Here is an 18,787-nt window from a genome sequence, read left to right on the forward strand (position 1 = left end):
TGGTGGGGTTTGGCTGTCTGGGCACTCCTCAACGTCAGCCGAAGATGAGCTCGACGCCCTCATCTACGCAGAAACGCAGGACGACAGTCAGCTGTTGGGCGTCCTGGATGTGCTGCTGGAGGATCGGTTCGTCGGGCTCCTCCTGCCACTGGCCGATGATTGCTTTCAGGCGGGGCAGCATCGCAGCGCAGTCGGCGGCGGAGAGGTCGTCGCCACCGACATCCGGGTGATCGAGGAGTGGCTCCAGGGTGGTGGAGATGTCGCTCCACGGCCGGTCGCCCCCGAAGCCCCACATCTCAGGGAGGTTGAACCCCTCGGCCCGTGCGAGCCGTTCCCGGAAGTCGTTGAAGCGGATGCAGGACCATGTGACGTCCGGGCTGCTGTTGTCTCCGTCTCCTGGGAACAGGATCAAGCCCATGTCGTCCTCCTCGCTTGCGAAGTGGACAGGATCGCCCAGCACGAGCTACGTCGGCAACTGAAATGATCACCGGGTGGCTGGTGTGATCACGGCGTCGGAGCCGTCTTGGATAGCCCCGTTCACGGGGCTGAGCCCGCGGCAGTTCGGGAAGCTGGTGACGGTTCTGCGGCGCGAGGGTGCGGACGCGGTCCGCAAGGGCCGGCCGTGGAGTCTGCCGTTGGAGGACCGGGCCCTGCTGGTCGCGGCGTACTGGCGCACGAACCTGACCATGCGCCAACTCGCCCCATTGTTCGGGGTCTCCAAGTCGGCGGCGGACCGGATCATCGACCACCTCGGGCCGATGCTCGCTCTCCAGCCCCGCAAGCGGTTCGCCAAGGATGCCGTGCTCATCGTGGACGGCACCCTGGTGCCCACCCGCGACCACACCGTGGCCGCGCAGTCGAAGAACTATCGGTACTCCACCAACCACCAGGTCGTCATTGACGCCGACACCCGCCTGGTCGTCGTGGTTGGCCGGCCGCTCGCCGGAAACCGCAACGACTGCAAGGCATGGGAGGAATCCGGCGCCAAAGCCGCCGTCGGCAACACGCTGACGATCGCCGACGGCGGCTACCCCGGCACGGGACTTGTCATGCCGCACCGCCGACGCAAAGGCGAAGAGCTGGCTGAGTGGAAGCAGGAGCACAACAAGTCACACAAGCAGGTCCGAGCCCGGGTCGAGCACGTCTTCGCCCGTATGAAGACCTGGAAGATTCTCCGCGACTGCCGTCTCAGAGGCGACGGAGTGCGCCACGCGATGCTCGGCATCGCCCGCATGCACAACCTCACCCTCACCGGATAGTCGAGCGGCCCGCACCAGGGCCAACCACGCCCGAGGCGACTCGGAGATCATTTACGGGACAGCCCTTAGACGAGTGGATCCGCAGGGCCTCGGCGAAGTCGTGTAATGCCAATTTGTGATCGTGAGGGCCCAGGAGGTGAGGGGCCGAACTTCCAGGAACTTGAGTGCTGGTAGCTTCGCGCCCGTGATCGTGTATCCGCTGTGGCATGTCGGCCACCAGAACGAAGCTGGCGGTGACGGCTCGACAGTGCACGTCGATGAGAGTGGCGTGTTCTGCGACGAGTCGGACGGCGATGACGTAAAGCTGCTCGGTATCTACTCAACCCTTGAACGGGTTGAAGAGCGTGTGCGTCAGGCTCGACTGCTACCGGGCTTCCGTGATGAACCGGAGTGCTTCTACTTCGACCCCTGCGAGCTCGATGAGGATGATTGGACCGAGGGCTTCGTTCGAGTTCCGCCGGGCGAGTAGGTCCGTGGACAGAGCCTTGATGGGCTGCCGTTCCGTGGTCACGTAAGCCTCGGGGCGTCGGTGTTTTCGGATGACGCCTACTTCCTGACGGGTGACCAGATTGGGCGGGGTCGCGTGCAGAACAGGCACGGACGCCCATAATCATGGAGTTCTCTACGCTCTGTGATCCTGGGAAGTCCGTGCCTGCCGACGTATCATCTCTGATCCCCCCTGCCCTGGATCAACTCGGCCCCCGTCCGGGAGCCACCCCCAGGGAGATCCCCGACCTGCTGGAGTGCCTCGCGTAGGTCCCAGACCCTCGTGATCCCCGCGGAGTTCGGCATCCGCTCGTCGCGGTGCTGGCCTTGACCGCCTGCGCGGTCCTCGCCGGTGCGAGGTCGCTGCTGGCGGTGAGTGAATGGGTGGCCGATGCCCCCGAAGAACTCCTCGAGCGGTTCGGAATCCGTGTCGACCCGCTCTTCCCGAAACGCTCCTGGCCTGCGGAAACAACAATCCGCAGAGTCCTGGCTCGGATCGACGCAAACGCCCTGGACCGGGCGGTCGGGATCTGGCTTGCCGGCCGGCAGCAGAACGCGGGCGGGTTGCAGGCACTGGCCGTCGACGGGAAGTCGCTGCGGGGTGCCGCCCGCGCCAAGGGCCGGAAAATCCACCTCCTGGCCGCCTGCGACCACGTCGGCGGGCTGGTCCTCGCACAGATGGACGTCGGTGAGAAGACCAACGAGATCACTCGATTCCGGCCTCTGCTGGACACGCTGCCTGACCTGTCCAGCACCGTCGTGACCAGCGATGCCCTGCACACTCAAGTCGACCACGCCACCTACCTGCGTGGGCGGGACGCCCATTACATCGTGATCGTGAAGCGCAACACGAAGAAACTCCGCACGCAGCTCAATTCCCTTCCCTGGAAACAGATTCCGCTCCAGGACCGCACCCGCACGATCGGGTACGGACGCTGCGAAATCCGCAGGCTGAAGGTCTGCACGGTCAACAACCTGCTCTTCCCCGGCGCCCGCCAGGCTGTCCCGATCGTCCGACGCCGCGTGAATCGCACGACTGGGAAGATCAGCCTCAAGACCGTCTACGCGGTCACCAGCCTCGCCGCGGAACAGGCCCCGCCCGTCCGGCTCGCCCAACTGATTCGCGGACACTGGACGGTCGAGGCCCTGCACCACGTCAGGGACGTCACCTTCGCCGAGGACGCCTCCCAGCTGCGGACCGGGAACGCGCCCCAGGCGATGGCGACCTACAGAAACCTCGCGATCGGAGCCCTCCGCCTCGCCGGCGTCCGCAACATCGCCGCAGGCATCCGCCGGACAGCCAGGGACCAAACCCGCACTCTCGCCCATCTCGGCCTCAAATGATCGAAAAGGACGAAGTCCGACTACGCCGAAGCCTTGGGTGTCCACCCACACCGCCGGGCAGTTCTCCACCCGAGTTGGGGTCCGTGCCGAAGAAAAGTAACGCCATGATTCCCTCCGGGAGGAGCCAGTTGCGTGTAGTTGCGCACCGACCCTCCCGCCGGCCGAAGCCGGCGTCAAGCGTCCTTCTCCGGGGCGGGAGTGGCACATCACGGGCCGACACGCTCACCGAATCCGCAGCGGCGTTGTCGGGGACGCATACGTTCGTCGGCACCTGCATCTCACCAAGATCGGAAAGCGCCGTGAAACGACGAGCCACCACCGCTCTCGCAACCGCAGCAGCCATCACCCTTCTGGCCACCACGCCCGCCCAGGCCAGCTACCACACCAGCAGGCCCAAGACCTGGAACTGCGGCTTCGACGACAGGTGCACCAAGGGCCACGAAGAGCGGTCCGAGGGACCAGAAGATCCTTTACTGGTTCGTGAGGGGATTCGAGAGCACCGTCATCCGGGTCGGCAGCAGCAAGTACGGCATGAACCACATCAAGGCCGGCGGAACACACAAGCGGAAGTTCAACCACCCCACGAACCAGCAGGCCATCGGCGCAAGTAGGTACGAGCCGCCCGCGCGCTGTGCTCCAGCAGTCCGAGCCCCGGGGAGGTCATGGCTGATCCCCGGGGCCCGTGGTGTGTCCGATCTGGGGGTCAGCTCTTCCCGGCCGCCGTGGCGGTGAGCCGGTCGGCGGCTTCTGTGTCCGTCATCAGCAGGACCTGCGTCGGGTGGGCGGTGTCGTCCTTCACGACGCGGGCGCTGCCCGGACTCCACCCAGTTCTTCGACGACATGATCGAAGTCTGCGACTCCACCATCCCGTACACCGAGGACGCCACATCGCCTCCCATCGACACCGCTCGTCAATTCGCTCAAGTTGGCCTACGGCCGGTGCCGTGTCGGCGGCTCGATCCGGACCCCGACCTTCCCGGCGACGTGGCCGGGCGACGTTTACCGAAGGTCGCTGTCAGCTGCCCGCCGGCAGACATCCTCACAGGTGGGACGTCGCGTGGGCGAGCTGTTGGCAAGCACGGTCAGCGCATGGCGCACTTCCCGGCTCAGCCGGAAGAGCCGGCGGCTGGCCTGTCCGCCCTCGTAGGCGGAGAGGCGGAACAGAGCGACAGCTTGGTCGTCACGGACGTCGTCAAAGGTGGCAGGGAGTCCTGCGAGCAGTTCGAAGTCACGTTTACCGGTGGCCGCGTCGGCCACCGTTTCCAGGGGCAGGCCGCCGAGGCGTTCAGCGGATATCGCAGCGTCGGCTGCGACCGCGTGGGCGGCCAGGGCAGTGAAGATCTCGATCAGTCGCTCTCCCGCAGCCTGGCTGATCCCCCAGGTCCGCAGATGCTCATGGCGATCCGTTCTTTCACCTGGTTCCTGGTCCGCCTGCGGCAGCAGGACACGTCCCAGGTGAGCACAGCGCCGCCAGAGAAGGTCAGGGGCCGCGGTCACGTCGGTCCTCTCTTCCGGAAGGAAACGGAAGGCCTGCGGCGGCCAACGGTCGGCCGCCGCAGGCCTTCCAATGTGCCACTACGCGCAGGGCACGTACAGGACCGGGCTGTAGGCAGTACCGCTCGCGGACCCACTGCTGCTCACAATCGTCCCGACGGTGACGGCTCGCCAGCCGACGTTCGGGTCACCAGGGCGGTTCGTACAGGTGGCCCGCGCCGTCGTGGACCTGAGCGGTGGAGCACACAGATACTGACGGGAGCTCGATGCGGCCGTCATCCATATGCCCGAGACTTGTCCTGACCACACACCACCGCAGCGACCTGCGGATCGCAGCGCCCTCCCCTGCCGTCAGTAGGCTGTTCCACCTCGTCGGGGCCGATGCTGTCCTGCGCCTCTACCCCACTCTTGAGGACGCGCTCGCCGCGTAACCACCGCGCGTGCCTGTCTAGGCGACGGTCGCCCGCCATGTACGCCGTGGCCACCCAGCCCTCCGGCCGTTACCCAGCTGTAGGCGCCTGACCGTCCTGCCTCCATGGTCGGAATGGCTATTGCGACTGCCCCACGCCAACTGGTGTGGGGCAGTCGGCGTAGCGGGAGAAGCCGCGCTCAGGGGTGTTGCGTTGCAGGGTGTCGCCGGCACTGTGATGCGCTTCACGGGGCGGTGCCTGCTGGATCCGTCCCGAGGAGGATGTGTCCGGTGACCCGCCTGCCGGGGGGTGCGGGGCGTATATCGATGGTTGTCGCGAGAGCCGAGACGATTTCCAGGCCGTGCTGCCCAATGCGCTCCGGCTCTGCGGACCGGACTTCGGGCAGTAGCGGCTCGCTGTCCCAGACGTCGACGACCAGAGATTCGCCGATGGTCTGGAGTTGCAGGAGGGCCGGGCCAGAGTGACGCTTCGTGTGCTCCCTCAGCGCAGCAGTCCGGTCTGCGGACGGCAGACCTCGCACGACTCGATGTCCGGGTCCGCCAGGGCCACCATGGCGTCTTCGCGGGAGATCAGCCCTACCTGGTCCGGGTAGGTGGCACAGCCTCCACGGTGGAGCAGCGCTGCGGAGGAGGAGCGTTGGGGCTGAATCTTCCAGGACATCTCTGCTCGTGCCTCCTCGCGCCGTGCTCGCTCCTGCGCTTCCTGGATCTCCAGCTCGCGGAAGCGGCGTTCGGTCAGCCCGACCTGCCAGCGCAGTCATTCGAGAAGTGCACGGTTCTTCTCCAGGTCACTGATGCCGGGGCGCGGCGTGCCGTCAGGCATGGCTATGCCTCGGGGCCGGCCGCGTCGTGGACGTGCGTGAGGGCGGTGCGTGCTTCGACCCGGTCCGAGCCGGCAGCGTCGCCCAGTACGGGTGGGTAATCACCTGCGTGGTCAGTTCCAGAATGCGCGCAGGGTATCCGGCGAGGCGTTCTGCCTGCTCGGGTGTGTATCCGGGGCTGTCGGGCTTTTCCGGCTGGCGGTCGCTGTGGAGCTGCTTGGGCGCCTTCCATCCGGGCGTCGGCTCAGCCGACCATGGCAGGGCCTGGGCGAACAGATCATGCTCTTTCTGCACCTCGTCGAGGGCTGCTTGCAGGTCGAGGAGGTCCTGAGGAATGGTGTACGCGGGCACGCCTCAATGCCATGTCTGTTCGAATTCTGGGTGCCACGGGACTGCCTCGCCACCCCGTGGGCAACAATTGTCGGATGACATCCGATGCCTCCCACCGCCCGGCCCCTGCGCGATCGGCCGTGCTCACCCCGACCGGGAAATTCGATGTGGTCTCCATCGTGCCGCTGGAAGCGGAGATCGAGACGGCACTCACCCAGTACGAGAGCATCGTCCTGGACGCCAGCGGCATCACCTTCGGCGACTCCATGTTCATCAGACTCGTCCTGACCACCCACCACCGCACCGACCTGCGCATCGCCGCCCCCTCCCCCGCCATCACCAGGCTCTTCGGCCTGATCGGCGCGGACAGCGTCCTGCGCATCTACCCCACCGTCGAAGAGGCCCTGGCCGCATAGCTCCACCTGCGGCGCGACATCAGAGGCCTGCACCCCACCTGCGGCTACGATGCAAAACGCACCGCCCCCGGCAGCTCCAATGCCGGGGCGGTGTGTTGCGTCGCGCGGAGCCGAGATCCTGAATGATGTCGTCCCAGATGTCGTCCCAGATGTCGTCCAGCTCTTCGACGTCGTCGTCGAGCCAGGCATCGACCGCCCGGTCCCACACGCCGCGCACGGACAAGCTCCGGCTGGACAGGTCCCGCTGGCGCTTGTCCTCCACCCTGGACTGGTCCACAGGGTTGATCTCGATCCGCGTTCCACGACCGTTGTTCGAACCGCCCCGGGTTTGACCGTTCGGCCGACCTGCGGCAGTTCGCGGCAACTGCCCCCAATCAGCTGTGGGTTGCTGACATCACCTACATCAGAACGTTCTCCGGCTGGGTCTACGCGGCCTTCGTCATCGATGTCTTCACCGCATGGTCGTCGGCTGGCAGGTCGCCACTTCGTCTCGCCCCTGCTCCCAGTTGCTGCTTACGCCGAGGTAGAGGGGCGGGGGCCACTCCGTCCAGTTCCCGGCCCCGGCTGCCCTCGTGGAAGGGACCATGGGCGGCCCTTGCGGACAGGATCCGCTCCCTCGCGGCGCAGTTCAGTCACCAACTTGCCGAAGACACGCGGGCTTAGCCCCGTGAAAGCGGTTATCCAGGACGACTCCGACGCCGTGATCACACCAGACACGACAAGATCGTTTCATGGTGCCGACACAACGTCGAGAATGCTCCTATGACTGAAGAGCTGGTGAAATTTCTCAAGGCGCGGCTGGACGAGGAGGCCGACTTGGCACGACGCTGCGACGGCGACGGATGCGGGGAGTGGTCTGCCCACGGACACACGGTCGACTTCTGTCAGGTTGACCTCTCCGGATTCCACCCCACGATTGCTCTGCATGTGGCTCTGCACGACCCGGCCCGCGTCCTGCGCGAGGTCGAAGCCAAACGGCGCATACTGGCCCGTCACGCCCGCGACCCATGGCCGTGCCACGACCTGCGAGACCTTGCCTCGCCCTACACCGGCCACCCTGACTTTCCCTCATGGACCTGAAGCGCCGCAGCCCACGGACAGGGTGCCCAGCGAGGCCGCGTGTTGGACCGAACCGCACCCGCTGAAGATCATTTACGGGACAGGTCTTACGACCTCGTGCACGATAAGGATCGTTGCTGCATCGGTGCAGGTCAGCGGCTCAGGCGTAGCGACGGCGCAAGCCGCTGACCTGCGGTGACGCCTATCGTGCACGAGCTCGTTAGCCAGGGGGCAGGCCCTGGCATTCGCGAGGGTCCAGGTGCGTATCTGGGGATTGTCAGGCGGTGACCTTGCCGAAGATGTGGTTGGCGGGAGCGTCGGGGTCGTTGCCGTAGAAGAACTCTTCGAGTGCCTGGTGGAACTCGTCACGGTCCAGTCCGCCGGAACCATTGAGGTCGAGAGCGGCGAAAACGGCGGCGCAGTCCTCGCCGGGGACGGCGGCGACCGAGTCGAACATCTGCTGGAACTCGGCTTGGTCGATCTTGCCGTCTCCGTTGAGGTCGACGAGGTCGAAGAAGCAATTGGTGACCGGCGCAATCTGCTGCGGGTAGAGCGCGCGGTCGGTCAGGACGCTCTTGAAGCCTTCGGTCATCTCACGTACGTCGACCTTCCCGTCACCGTCCTGATCCATAGGTGCGATGACGTTCGACCAGAACTGGTCCATCCCCTCGGTGAGCCCGCGGACGGTCTCGGCATTAGGGGTGCTCTCGCGGGCGCTGATGTAACGCTCGCACATCCTGCGGACGTCGTGCTGGGTAATGAACCCGTCGCCGTCGACATCGGCGCCCTTGAACCACTGGCCGTACTTGAGATTTTGGAGTGCAGTCATGACTGCGCACCGTAATCACGCAGTTACGATCATGCAACCATCAGAATGGAGGCTGGGCGCCGGTCGGACCGGGCGCCTGGGCGCCCGACAAGGGTGAACACGGCGAACTCGCCTGTCATGGAGTTGGCTTCGTCTCAGTGTTCGAGGTGTGGTGGCGTGAAGGCGAGTACCTTCTCGACCGGCCCGTCGTAGACCTCGACATCGACGAGAGCACTGTGCGCGCTGGGTCCCTGGGACAGACGCGAGCACCCGCGGTCCCCGGTGAGGGTGTTCGGGTTGCCGTGGCGGTCCAAGGTTCCGCTCCGGCCCGGTTGGGCCGGGTCCCACCACGCTCCGGTGGACAACTGGATGACGCCGGGCATTACGGCGTCCGACAGGATCGCGCCGGCTAGGCAGCTGCCTCGGCCGTTGAAGACCCGCACGATCATGTCGTTCCCGATACCGCGTGATGCCGCATCTTGCGGGTTGATCGTTACGGGCTCGCGGCCGTGAATCTTTGACTGGAGGCTGTGGCCGCCGTTGTCATACTGGCTGTGCAGGCGTGAGGCAGGCTGGTTCGAGATCAGATGCAGTGGGAAGCGGTCCGCCAAGTCGGCGCGAAGCCACTCCATGGGTTCGAACCACGTCGGATGTCCGGTGCAGTCGTCGTAGCCGAACGAGTCGATTGTCCCGGAGAAGATCTCAATCCGGCCCGACGGCGTCGTCAGGGGGAAGCGCTGCGGATCGGAGCGCAGTGCCTCAAAGCTGCCGGGAAACGGCCCGCTGAGTGCCGGCAGTTCGACACCGGAGGCGCGTTGCCAGAAGTCGTCGAAGTCTGGCAGGGCCGCGTCATGGCCGAGGTTCGCCTGTGTCTGGTCGTAGAGGTGACGGACCCATTCGATCTCTGAACGCGTCTGGGTGAACTCGCACTCATAGCCGAGCCGGGCAGCCAGAGCGGCGAAGATCTGGTGGTCGGTGCGTGCCTCGCCGGCCGGCTCGCGGACCTTAGGCATCGCGACGAGGTGAGGGTCGGAGAACCCCGCGGCGAAGTCGTCACGCTCCAGGCTGGTCGCGACGGGAAGCACGATGTCGGCGAACTTCGCCGTGGTATTCCACCAGGCCTCATGGACCACCACCGTGTCCGGGCGCTGCCAAGCTCGGGTGAGGCGATGGAGGTCCTGGTGGTGGTGGAAGGGGTTGCCCCCACACCAGTAGATCAGGCGCAGGTCTGGCAGGCTCAGGCGCTGACCGTCGTAGTCGATGGTCGCGCCCGGTTCCAGGAGGGTGTCGGCTATCCGGGCGACCGGAATGAAGTCCGCAACAGGGTTCGCCACCCTCGGCATCGACGCCACAGACGGGCGGCCCGGGGCGACACCGGTCGCGTCCATCGTTGCGTAGCCCGCGCCCCAGCCGCAGCCGGGGCGGCCCAGCGAACCCGTCATGGCCGCCAGCACGACCGACATCCAGATCGGCTGCTCACCGTGGTCCGCTCGCTGAATGGCGTAGTTGACCATGATGAGGGAACGCTGTGTGGACAGGCGGCGGGCGAGATCGAGGATCGTGTCGCGGCTGATGCCCGTGATCCTCGCAGCCCAGTCGGCGTCCTTGAGGACGCCGTCTGCGTCGCCGGTCAGGTAGGAGGCGAAGCGGTCGAACCCCTCGCAGCAGCGGGTGAGGAAGTCCTCGTCGTGCCAGTCGTTGACCAGCATCGTGTGCGCGATACCGAGCATCAAGGCGGTGTCGGTGTTGGGGGTGACTGGCAGCCACTCGGCGTCAAGGAAGTCGGCGGTGTCACTCCGGATCGGGCTGACGTTCACGAACCGCACCCCGGCCTCACGGCACTTCCGCTGCAAGTCCCGGGTCTGGTGCCGAGCCAGCCCGCCAGGGTTGATCTGGCTGTTCTTCAGAGCCAGCCCCCCGAACGCCACCACGAGCTCGCAGTTCTCGGCGATCTCGTCCCACATCGGCATCCGGGACTGGTAGCTCCACGGAGCCCCGCCGATCACGTGCGGAAGGATGACCTCAAGAGCGGCGGTGCTGTACGTGTTGCGCGAGTCGGTGTAACCTCCGCCCAACGCGAGGAACCGCTGGAGTTGAGCCTGCGCATTGTGGAACGCGCCCGCACTGGCCCAGCCGTATGAGCCGCCGAATACCGCCCTGTTCCCGTGCTGTGCGCGTACTCGGCGCAATTCCTCGCTCACCAGCGTGAGCGCGTCGTCCCAGCTGACTTCTACGAAGGCGTCCGAACCTCTGGCCGTTTCATCGGCGCGCGGCAAGCCATCGAGCCACCCTTTGCGCACCGCAGGACGCAGCACACGCGCACCGTCCTCAGCAGCCGTAACCATGCCCGGGCCGATCGGCGATGGCGCGGGGTCATCACCCCGAGGCTCGATGCGCACCAGCCGGCCCGAATCGACCACAGCTACAAAACTGCCCCAGTGCGTCGCCACCGGCATACGTCGTTCCACCGTGCATCAACTCCATCCGTGAAGTTTCTCCGGCTCTCGAAGAACAACGGCCGCAATAGCACAGGGGTTCCGCAGCAGTCAGCGGTCCGCAGGACACAGGCTCCCCCTGGCGGATGCTGCCCAACCCTGACGGGTGCGCACGACTCCCACCGCCGCCACTCAACCGGGGCCCAGAGCACCTCTGCCGACCGCGGCCTGACCGTCGTCTGACGCCTGCGTCAAGGTCCTCAACTACTGCCGCGTCAAGCACGTTTGCCCTGTCGTGATGTGACGCGCCGCTCGGGTGCTGTCCCGGGCGGCGTAAGGCCGTCAAGCTGTGCTGGTGGTTGAACGAGTACGCGTTCGTGAGATCGATGACGATGAGGGCCGACGGTTGCTGCGGATCATCCGCCGCGGTACGGGGTCGGTGGTGACCTGGCGGCGGGCCCAGATGGTGCTGCTGTCCGCCCAGGGCATGCCGGTGGCGAAGATCGCCGAGGTCACGTTCACCAGCGCGGACCGGGTCCGGGACGTGATCCACAACTTCAACACCGGAGCGCTGGAGCACCAGGATGTGCCGTTCGACCGGCTGGTCGAGCAGCTGGCGCCGACGCGCTCGACGGCCCACCAACCACTTTTCCAGATCATGCTCGCCCTCCAGAACAACGCCGGGACTCCTATGGAACTGCCCGGCATGCGGGTCGAGGCGTATCCGGACGTCTGGCCGACGGCGAAGTTCGACCTGGACATCCAACTCTTCGAGCGGTTCGGTGCCGATGGCACCCCGGCCGGCCTGGAGGGCGGAATTGTTTACGCGACGGACCTGTTCGACCAGGTGACCGTCGAGTTCCTCGCCGCGCGGCTGACAAGGGTACTGGAGGCGGTCACCGCGAACCCGTCGCAGTCGATCAGCCGGGTCGATGTCCTGGATGGCGACGAGTCGAGGCGGGTGCTGACGGAATGGAACGACACCGATCGGCATCTGCCGCAGGCGACTGTGCCGGACCTGGTCCAGGCCCAGGTGGCCCGTACGCCGGACGCGGTCGCGGTGGTGGGTGAGGACGTCCAGTTGTCGTACGCGGAGGTCGACGAGCGCTCCAGCCGGCTGGCTCGACTCCTCATCGGCCGCGGCGTAGGCCCGGAGACCCTGGTCGGGGTCCTGATGGAACGCTCCTGCGACCTGATCGTCACCCTGCTGGCCGTCCTCAAGGCCGGCGGCGCGTACGTGCCGCTGGACCCGGAGTATCCGGTGGCGCGCATCGTGGACACCCTGCACGACGCCGCACCCGCCGCGGTGGTGACCACCTCGCAGTTCGCCAACCAGTTCCGCACCGGACCGGACGGCGTAGCAACGGATGACGGGTTCGATCAGGGTCTGTGGATCGTGCTCGACGATCCACAGACCGAGACAGAGCTGGCCCGCCTCGACGCCGGTGCGGTCACGGACACGGACCGCCGGAACCCGCTGCTGCCGCAGCACCCCGCCTACGTGCTCTACACCTCCGGCTCCACCGGCCGCCCCAAGGGCGTCATGGTCCCCCACCACGGTGTGGCCAACCTGTTGGCCTGGCTCCAGTCCAAGCTCGGGCTGTCGTCCAGCGACCGGGTGCTGCAGAAGATCCCGTTCGGGTTCGACGCCTCGGTGCCGGAGCTGTTCTGGCCGCTGCTCGAGGGTGCGGCGGTCGTGCTGGCCCGGCCCGGAGGACACCGCGACCCGCAGTACCTGGCCGACCTGATCACGCGTGAGCAGGTGACGGTCGCGCAGTTTGTACCGTCGATGCTCGACGTGTTCGTCCAGTCCGTCGACGCGGCCGAGTGCACGAGCCTGCGAGCCGTGATCTGCGGTGGCGAGCCGCTCAGTCCGGCCCTGCGCGACCGGTTCGACGCGGCGCTGGGCGTGCCGCTGCACAACCAGTACGGACCGACCGAGGCGACGATCGCCGTCACCGCCTGGTCCTGTGACGCGGAGCGGGACGGCTCCGTGGTCCCGATCGGCCGCCCGGCGGACAACACCCGCGTGTTCGTGCTGGACGACATGCTGCGACCAGTTCCGGCCGGCGTAGCCGGCGAACTCTACCTGGCGGGTGCCCAGCTCGCGCGGGGCTATCTGGGGCGTGCGGCCTTGACCGCGCAGCGCTTCGTGGCCTGCCCGTTCGGCAAACCGGGCGAGCGGATGTACCGCACCGGCGACCTGGCACGCTGGACCACGCAAGGCACACTCGAATACCTGGGCCGAGCCGACGACCAGGTCAAGATCCGCGGCTTCCGCATCGAACCCGGCGAGATCGAAGCCGCCCTGACCGAGCACCCGGCAGTCGCCCAGGCCGCCGTCATCGTGCGCGAAGACACCCCCAGCGACCAACGCCTGGTCGCCTACCTCGTCCCCACCCACACCACCGACAACAACCCCCACAACAGCCTGGACACCACAGCCGTACGCGCATTCACCACCCAGCGACTACCACACCACATGGTCCCCTCCGCCCTCGTCATCCTGGACACACTGCCACTGACAGCCAACGGCAAACTGGACCGCAAAGCCCTACCCGCCCCCGACCACACCACCACCACCACCAACACCGACACACGCCGAGGACCAACCACCGTACGCGAAGAAATCCTCTGCACAGTCTTCGCCGACATCCTCGACCTCCCCACGGTCGGCATCGACGACAACTTCTTCGACCTCGGCGGACACTCACTCCTGGCCACCCGACTGGTCAGCCGAATCCGATCCCTCCTCGGCGTGGAGATATCCATCCGCGACGTATTCACCGCCCCGACCGTCGCCGGAATCGCACGGCGCCTGGATGCGTCCGGCCGACAGACTGACAGCAGTGTGCTGCTGCCGTTCCGTTCGCGGGGTGGGCAGGTGCCGTTTTTCTGCGTCCACGATGTACACGGCCTGGGCTGGGAATACACGTACCTGGCGCAGTGCATGCCTGCGGACTATCCGGTTTACGGCCTTCAGGCACGGGGGTTTGACGGTGCGACGGAACTTCCCAAGTCCGTGACGCAGATGGCAGCTGACTATGTCACTCACGTACGATCGATTCAGCCATTCGGCCCATATCACTTGATCGGCTGGTCTTTCGGCGGGAACGTCGCCCAGGAGATGGCAGCCCAATTGCAGGCCGCGGGCGAGCGGATTGCCGCTCTTGTCATTCTGGACTCCATTCCATCCACGCCGAGGCAAGTGGCCGGGCTCCCTCTCGATGACCAGAAGAAGATCTCAGACATCGCAGCAGATGTCGCAGCGGAGACCGCTCGAGCGAACGAAATATTCGGAACCGCCTCACAAGACGAGATCGAGACCTACAGGAGAGTCCTCCTGAATAACATCAGACTCCTGATGGAGCACGAACCGAACAAGGTCGACGGGAAAGTTCTCTTCGTTTCCAGTCGTGACACCAATGCCGCTGCCCTTGATTCGTGGAGCCCCTACGTCTCCGGCCAGATCGAGGAACGCGCAGTAGCGTGCCTTCACCGCGACATGTATCGGCCGGAGATAGTGCACGAAGTCTGGGAAATGGTGAAGGGTCACCTCAAGGCATAACACAACCGCTGTGTCCTCCAGCCGTGAGTGTGGTCTCGCCGGCGGGTGCGGCCAAGATGAACTCGCCCCCGTGGCGGGGCGGACGCCCTCGACACCAGCCTCGCGGCATGGGAGCGCACGTCGCAGGACGCGGTCCGGCGCTTACCCAGCACCCGCCCGCACCGGTCGGTGAGCGCCTCGACGGCCTGCGTGAACGAACCACGGACCGCTTCGCGGGCCGCGAGGCGCTTGATCCCGGGGCTGTGCCGGCCATGCGGCAGCGACAACCGCGCGTCCGCCGGGTGCACGTCGGCGTGGCCCCGGTTCCGCCACGCGCATCGCACCACTGTCACCTTGCCGAACAGGCAGGTCAGCTGCCGGGCATGTCCGGTTTCACGGTGCGGGCACACTTCGTCGTCCGCGCCCACGACCGCCTGCGGTGGCGGTCGCGTCCCTCGCGCAGGGCCCGCAGATCGAGGTGGTCCTGGAAAAAGCGGCGCAGGATCTCCCGGCCGTCACTCTCGATCAGCCGTTCCATCGAGGCGTGGTCCAACTCGACGGCCTCCGGTGCCGACAGCCGTGCTGCCAGCGATTTCACCGCCTCCATCGACGAAGCGAACGGGTCAGGGGCAGCGCAGGTGTCGTAACGTTGCACTGGGGTTCTTCTTCCTGGTGTTCGTTTTGGTTCGCACCTACGAATGCAGAGATAAGAGCCCCTTCATCACCGGGACTTGAAGCCGCCCGCCACTCCCGCGTCCCTCCGCCGAGCGGACGGGGCGAGCAACCCCGCCGTCTGTTCGTCCAGCCAGCCTCGCTCGACCAGCCGTTTCAGCTTGCCCCGCATCCCCTCGATCTTCGCCGTCCGGGCCGGCAGGCCGATCCTGGGCACGATCTACTTCGCCTGCACCGGCCCCGGCGCGTCGTCGACCACGTCCACGATGTCCCGATAAACCGGCGAGAGATCCGCGCTGGCCATCCCCTCCCGCCACACGTGCACGGTCTGAACCCCCACGACCTGGCCCCCACCTACCGGCTCCGCCGCCGAGGCCGACGCCTCGAGGGTGATCCCCTCGGCCGCGAGCTCGTCCAGAGTCTCCCGCGTCACTGTCAGCCGCTCCAGCCGCCTCCGCTCCACTCGCAGCCGGGACGTCAAGGCGGCGATCCCACCTTCGAGATCCTCCACCCGGCCTCGAACCGCCGCCTGCCTCGCCTTGAGTTGCCCGATCAACGAACCCATCCGGCACCGCCTCCTCTACCGACACGGTAGAGACGACACCACCCCCACTCCACACCGGGATCAGCAAGTCCCCAGCTCAACCCACGTCCGAATGGATCCGCACCCGACCACAGTGGATTCCGCAGTGTGGCCTGCGCGGACGCTCTGATCGAGCCGCCTGCGCCTGCTTCCACCCACCGCAAGCGGCGATAGGGTCCGCCAGCTGATCGCTATGATGGCCACCACGTCTCTGGAGGTTCTGCGCGTGCTCGGTCAACCGCTGAGTGTCGAACGCGTCTTGGGCAACGGCCCGTTCGCCGAGATCGGTGCTCCGAGCAGTGTTGCCCTCAGCGGGCAGCTGGGGCTCATCGCGGTCGGGGGAGCGATCGGATGGCCGCGGGCGGGTAGCGCGACCGGCGGATGGCGCGCCCACCGGATCGGCATCTACCGCCGCAATGACCTGACGTGCCGTCATCTTGTGGAGTCCGTCTGGCCCGTGAACGCGCTGGCGTTCCATCCGAGCCTACCGCTGCTGGCGGTGGGCACTGGCAGCTACGACGGCGGGTTCTCCTTCAAAGGCGAACTGCTCCTGATTCACCTCGACTCTGGGACGACCGTCTCCGCCCTCGACCGCCCCCGCGAGGTACGCGACCTCGTGTGGCGCCACTGGCGGGAGGGACGGGTACTCGACATCGCGCTGGCGCCGTCCAACGACTGGGAACTCGGCCCAGACGCCCTCACCGTCGGCTTCGACGCCATGATCGAACGGGACGACTGGTCCACCGTCGCGCCGAAAGGGATAGACACTGCGGAACTGGACGGACCTCTCAGGGAGAACCAGCCGCCCCGGACCAAGGAGGACGCCCGCAAAGCCCTCCGGCGCGTCGCCGCCGCGGCGGGCGCCGTCTGGTCGCCGCGGCGCATGGTCCAGGCCGTCGAGCAACTGCAGGACGGCAGGGTGCTGGCCGCGCTCGACGCCGTCCGACTGGAGTCGTGGCGGCAGGACGGCGCGCTGCAATGGCGGGTCCTGGAAGAGGGGGGAGATGGCGGCAGACTGATCCACGTCGCCTCCGACCAGCGCACGGCCTGGGTCTCGGTGCCGGGACGGCGCGCCTGGCAGGGGCCGCGACGGTCGCAATCCCCGGACGCGGTCGTGCGACACTCCCTGGCCGACGGCAAGCTCGTGGTCCCCTCGGCACCGGCTTCCACGCGGCGGCCTCGTTCCGCGGTTCTGCGGGCACTGTGGAACGCGCAGCCAGGCGCGGACGAAACGCAGACCGCGGACCACGCGCCAAGCCCCGAGGGCAACGTGTCGGACCGGATGCCGTTCGGCGCGTTCGACCCCACCATCATCCTTTCGTTCCCCATTCGGCACGCCTCCGCTTTCTACTTTCTCCACCACGTGGCCAGCGAGAGCGGCCTTCCCCCACAGTCCGCTTCCCAAGCCTGGGTGGCCACGGCGGAAAACGGGGAGAATGGCCGTCCTCCTCCCGTGGTGCGACGGCTGTTCCCCTTTTCGTGGTTCCCACCGCCAGCACCGCTACCGCGACTCATAGGGGACACCGAGCAGAGTCGGCCGCTCCTTGGCGGCCCCGGGACCGAGGTGGCCGACGCGACCGGCCAGGCGCTCGTGCATTCCGCGACCCTGCACGACCCTGTGCGCGCCTTCATCGTCCGACGCCACCTGCCAGACGGTTTCCCGACCTGGGTATTCACCACCGACTCGGTGGTTATCGCCCTCGAATGGGACGGGCACGCCACCGTGTACGCGAGCCTGCGCTCCGGGGAGATCGTGGCACTCGACGCGATGACCGGCCGCACGCGGTGGCGGCACCGGCCGACCGTGGCCGGCATGCCAGTCGTAGGGCTCTCCCTCGCCTCCTCCGGTCCCGGGCAACTGGTGATCGGCACAGCGGACGGACGCATCCTGTTGTGCACGACCGACCAGCTGGTGACGTGCACCGCGAGTCCGGGGGGCTGAACTTCGGAGGTGGCCTGTCAGCGTGCGGTGGTCCCCAATAGCTTCCGCTGTCACTGGTTCCCCGTACCGTCTAGGCATGGTCGATGAGCAGTGGAACGGTGTACGTCAGCGCGTGGCCGCGTTGGGTACCCAACCGACGAGTAGCAAGGTGTTCGGCTCGCTCGGGCACAGGTGGGCTCTGGAAGACCCGCTGACCGATGACGGACTTGCCGAACTCGAAGCGCAGATGGGTGTGCGGTTTCCGGATGACTACCGGAATTTCCTCACTTCTGTGGGCGCAGGCGGCGCGGGACCCGCATACGGCCTCTTCCCCCTCCGCCGCGTACAAGGCCGCTGGCGCTGGGAAGGAGATGGCGCCGACCTCGCCGACCTGACCATGCTCGCCCGGCCTTTTCCCGACCACGGCCCGGATCCCCTAGACCTCGAAGCACTTCTCGCAGTGCGCCCGAAGGAAGAGGACTTCGAGGAGATCGAGGACTTCGACGACGCCATCGAGGCGTGGGACGAACGCTGGGAACCCCTGGTGTTCGCCCCCGAACGCACCGCCGGCGCCATCGTGATCTCTCACCTCGGCTGCGGCCAAAGGGAGTGGTTGATCATCAGCGGCACCCACCGCGGCACCATCTGGTCCGACTGCCGGGCGGATGACACGGACCTCGCCCCGCTCCTCGACCAGGCCGGGAAGCCGGTCACCTTCACCCGCTGGTACATCGACTGGCTGCAAAAGGCGGAGCTCACTGCACACCAGCCATCTACGAACGTCCGACACTGAGCACCCGGGACCCACGACACAGCGCCGTCGTCACGATGAGCTGTTGTAGTTAACCCTTGAGCGCGCCAGTTGGCCACTGTGGGCGGTGGATGGCCCCGCTGCGGTAGAGCGCTGGCTCCGTCCCGTGGGCTTCCGAGAGGGGGCGTTGTCGGTGGGTACTGGCAGGGTGTGTGCATGACGGACAGCGAGAGTGCCCGCATGACGCGGATCCTGAGCGGGTTGCCAGCAGTGGCTCAAGAACTGCTGTTGGAGACGGACTGGGCTTCTCACCGGCACGCCTACGGCTCCGGCGAGGACATACCCGTCTCCCTGTGCTCCCTCGTGGACGAGGATGCCGAGGTGCGGTCCGGGGCGTTGGACATGGGCGTGCTGCATCAGGGCTCTCTGTA

The 18,787-nt window shown here is 66.7% G+C and carries 17 protein-coding genes and 3 pseudogenes; 9 read left to right on the forward strand and 11 right to left on the reverse strand.

Annotated features, from left to right (window positions below; all coding sequences use genetic code 11):
• Window positions 1-34: 34 nt before the first annotated feature.
• Entirely contained in the window at window positions 35-418 is a 384-nt protein-coding gene (locus tag OG206_RS00480) for a hypothetical protein (RefSeq protein WP_327110989.1), read from the reverse strand.
• A gap of 73 nt (window positions 419-491) precedes the next feature.
• Here OG206_RS00480 and OG206_RS00485 point away from each other — a divergent pair, with 73 nt between their 5' ends.
• The 3 genes and pseudogenes from OG206_RS00485 to OG206_RS00495 all read left to right on the forward strand — a co-directional run.
• Window positions 492-1,259: a transposase gene (locus OG206_RS00485; protein WP_327110992.1), complete on the forward strand. Its 768-nt coding sequence runs from the start codon at window positions 492-494 to the stop codon at window positions 1,257-1,259.
• A gap of 184 nt (window positions 1,260-1,443) precedes the next feature.
• The gene (locus OG206_RS00490) at window positions 1,444-1,728 is read left to right on the forward strand and encodes a DUF7336 domain-containing protein (protein WP_327110994.1); all 285 of its coding nucleotides are present in this window, start codon (window positions 1,444-1,446) and stop codon (window positions 1,726-1,728) included.
• Between the two features lie 299 nt (window positions 1,729-2,027).
• Window positions 2,028-3,089, forward strand: a pseudogene (locus OG206_RS00495) (ISAs1 family transposase); the annotation flags it as partial.
• A gap of 999 nt (window positions 3,090-4,088) precedes the next feature.
• Here the strand turns inward: OG206_RS00495 and OG206_RS00500 are convergent.
• The 3 genes from OG206_RS00500 to OG206_RS00510 form a co-directional block, all read right to left on the reverse strand.
• Entirely contained in the window at window positions 4,089-4,586 is a 498-nt protein-coding gene (locus OG206_RS00500) for a hypothetical protein (RefSeq protein WP_327110995.1), read from the reverse strand.
• Window positions 4,587-5,494: 908 nt separating this feature from the next.
• Window positions 5,495-5,674 carry a DUF6233 domain-containing protein gene (locus OG206_RS00505; RefSeq protein WP_327110997.1) on the reverse strand — a complete coding sequence of 60 codons (180 nt, stop codon included), beginning with the start codon at window positions 5,672-5,674 and terminating at the stop codon, window positions 5,495-5,497.
• Window positions 5,675-5,828: 154 nt separating this feature from the next.
• Window positions 5,829-6,185, reverse strand: a complete 357-nt coding sequence (locus tag OG206_RS00510; RefSeq protein WP_327110999.1) for a hypothetical protein — start codon at window positions 6,183-6,185, stop codon at window positions 5,829-5,831.
• 74 nt (window positions 6,186-6,259) lie between these two features.
• On the opposite strand from OG206_RS00510, the gene OG206_RS00515 reads away from it, so the two are divergent.
• On the forward strand, window positions 6,260-6,580 hold the full coding sequence (locus OG206_RS00515) for an STAS domain-containing protein (RefSeq protein ID WP_327111001.1): 321 nt from the start codon (window positions 6,260-6,262) through the stop codon (window positions 6,578-6,580).
• A 19-nt stretch (window positions 6,581-6,599) separates the two neighbouring features.
• Here the strand turns inward: OG206_RS00515 and OG206_RS00520 are convergent, their stop codons facing one another.
• Window positions 6,600-6,842, reverse strand: coding sequence for a hypothetical protein (locus OG206_RS00520; RefSeq protein WP_327111003.1), 243 nt, complete (start codon window positions 6,840-6,842; stop codon window positions 6,600-6,602).
• A gap of 71 nt (window positions 6,843-6,913) precedes the next feature.
• Between OG206_RS00520 and OG206_RS00525 the strand changes: the two are divergent.
• Window positions 6,914-7,065, forward strand: a pseudogene (locus tag OG206_RS00525) (DDE-type integrase/transposase/recombinase); the annotation flags it as partial.
• 88 nt (window positions 7,066-7,153) lie between these two features.
• Here OG206_RS00525 and OG206_RS00530 read toward each other — a convergent pair.
• Window positions 7,154-7,297: pseudogene (locus OG206_RS00530) on the reverse strand (IS5/IS1182 family transposase); the annotation flags it as partial.
• A gap of 45 nt (window positions 7,298-7,342) precedes the next feature.
• On the opposite strand from OG206_RS00530, the gene OG206_RS00535 reads away from it, so the two are divergent.
• On the forward strand, window positions 7,343-7,660 hold the full coding sequence (locus OG206_RS00535) for a DUF6221 family protein (protein ID WP_327111005.1): 318 nt from the start codon (window positions 7,343-7,345) through the stop codon (window positions 7,658-7,660).
• Window positions 7,661-7,916: 256 nt separating this feature from the next.
• On the opposite strand, the gene OG206_RS00540 is transcribed toward OG206_RS00535, so the two are convergent.
• Both OG206_RS00540 and OG206_RS00545 read right to left on the reverse strand, forming a co-directional pair.
• Entirely contained in the window at window positions 7,917-8,468 is a 552-nt protein-coding gene (locus OG206_RS00540) for an EF-hand domain-containing protein (RefSeq protein WP_327111007.1), read from the reverse strand.
• A gap of 134 nt (window positions 8,469-8,602) precedes the next feature.
• Window positions 8,603-10,915: a molybdopterin-dependent oxidoreductase gene (locus OG206_RS00545; RefSeq protein WP_327111009.1), complete on the reverse strand. Its 2,313-nt coding sequence runs from the start codon at window positions 10,913-10,915 to the stop codon at window positions 8,603-8,605.
• Window positions 10,916-11,426: 511 nt separating this feature from the next.
• Between OG206_RS00545 and OG206_RS00550 the strand changes: the two genes are divergently transcribed.
• Window positions 11,427-14,450: an amino acid adenylation domain-containing protein gene (locus OG206_RS00550; protein ID WP_327111011.1), complete on the forward strand. Its 3,024-nt coding sequence runs from the start codon at window positions 11,427-11,429 to the stop codon at window positions 14,448-14,450.
• A 349-nt stretch (window positions 14,451-14,799) separates the two neighbouring features.
• Here the strand turns inward: OG206_RS00550 and OG206_RS00555 are convergent, their stop codons facing one another.
• From OG206_RS00555 to OG206_RS00565, 3 genes are all read right to left on the reverse strand, one after another.
• A complete protein-coding gene (locus OG206_RS00555; RefSeq protein ID WP_327111013.1) occupies window positions 14,800-15,084 on the reverse strand; it encodes a hypothetical protein in 285 nt (94 codons plus the stop codon).
• Between the two features lie 66 nt (window positions 15,085-15,150).
• A complete protein-coding gene (locus OG206_RS00560) occupies window positions 15,151-15,318 on the reverse strand; it encodes a hypothetical protein (protein ID WP_327111015.1) in 168 nt (55 codons plus the stop codon).
• 3 nt (window positions 15,319-15,321) lie between these two features.
• Window positions 15,322-15,666 carry a hypothetical protein gene (locus OG206_RS00565; protein ID WP_327111017.1) on the reverse strand — a complete coding sequence of 115 codons (345 nt, stop codon included), beginning with the start codon at window positions 15,664-15,666 and terminating at the stop codon, window positions 15,322-15,324.
• A gap of 211 nt (window positions 15,667-15,877) precedes the next feature.
• Between OG206_RS00565 and OG206_RS00570 the strand changes: the two genes are divergently transcribed.
• Both OG206_RS00570 and OG206_RS00575 read left to right on the forward strand, forming a co-directional pair.
• Window positions 15,878-17,626, forward strand: coding sequence for a hypothetical protein (locus OG206_RS00570; protein ID WP_327111019.1), 1,749 nt, complete (start codon window positions 15,878-15,880; stop codon window positions 17,624-17,626).
• A gap of 76 nt (window positions 17,627-17,702) precedes the next feature.
• The gene (locus OG206_RS00575; protein WP_327111021.1) at window positions 17,703-18,398 is read left to right on the forward strand and encodes an SMI1/KNR4 family protein; all 696 of its coding nucleotides are present in this window, start codon (window positions 17,703-17,705) and stop codon (window positions 18,396-18,398) included.
• Window positions 18,399-18,787: the final 389 nt, after the last annotated feature.

The sequence above is a fragment of the Streptomyces sp. NBC_01341 genome (genome assembly GCF_035946055.1).
GTDB lineage: Bacteria > Actinomycetota > Actinomycetes > Streptomycetales > Streptomycetaceae > Streptomyces.

Bases quoted from the DNA above. Each gene is read 5' to 3' on its own strand.
- OG206_RS00480 (WP_327110989.1), bottom strand. From the start codon at position 418: ATGGGCTTGATCCTGTTCCCAGGAGACGGAGACAACAGCAGCCCGGAC.
- OG206_RS00505 (WP_327110997.1), bottom strand. From the start codon at position 5,674: ATGTCCTGGAAGATTCAGCCCCAACGCTCCTCCTCCGCAGCGCTGCTC.
- OG206_RS00515 (WP_327111001.1), top strand. From the start codon at position 6,260: ATGACATCCGATGCCTCCCACCGCCCGGCCCCTGCGCGATCGGCCGTG.
- OG206_RS00535 (WP_327111005.1), top strand. From the start codon at position 7,343: ATGACTGAAGAGCTGGTGAAATTTCTCAAGGCGCGGCTGGACGAGGAG.
- OG206_RS00540 (WP_327111007.1), bottom strand. From the start codon at position 8,468: ATGACTGCACTCCAAAATCTCAAGTACGGCCAGTGGTTCAAGGGCGCC.
- OG206_RS00565 (WP_327111017.1), bottom strand. From the start codon at position 15,666: ATGGGTTCGTTGATCGGGCAACTCAAGGCGAGGCAGGCGGCGGTTCGA.
- OG206_RS00570 (WP_327111019.1), top strand. From the start codon at position 15,878: ATGATGGCCACCACGTCTCTGGAGGTTCTGCGCGTGCTCGGTCAACCG.
- OG206_RS00575 (WP_327111021.1), top strand. From the start codon at position 17,703: ATGGTCGATGAGCAGTGGAACGGTGTACGTCAGCGCGTGGCCGCGTTG.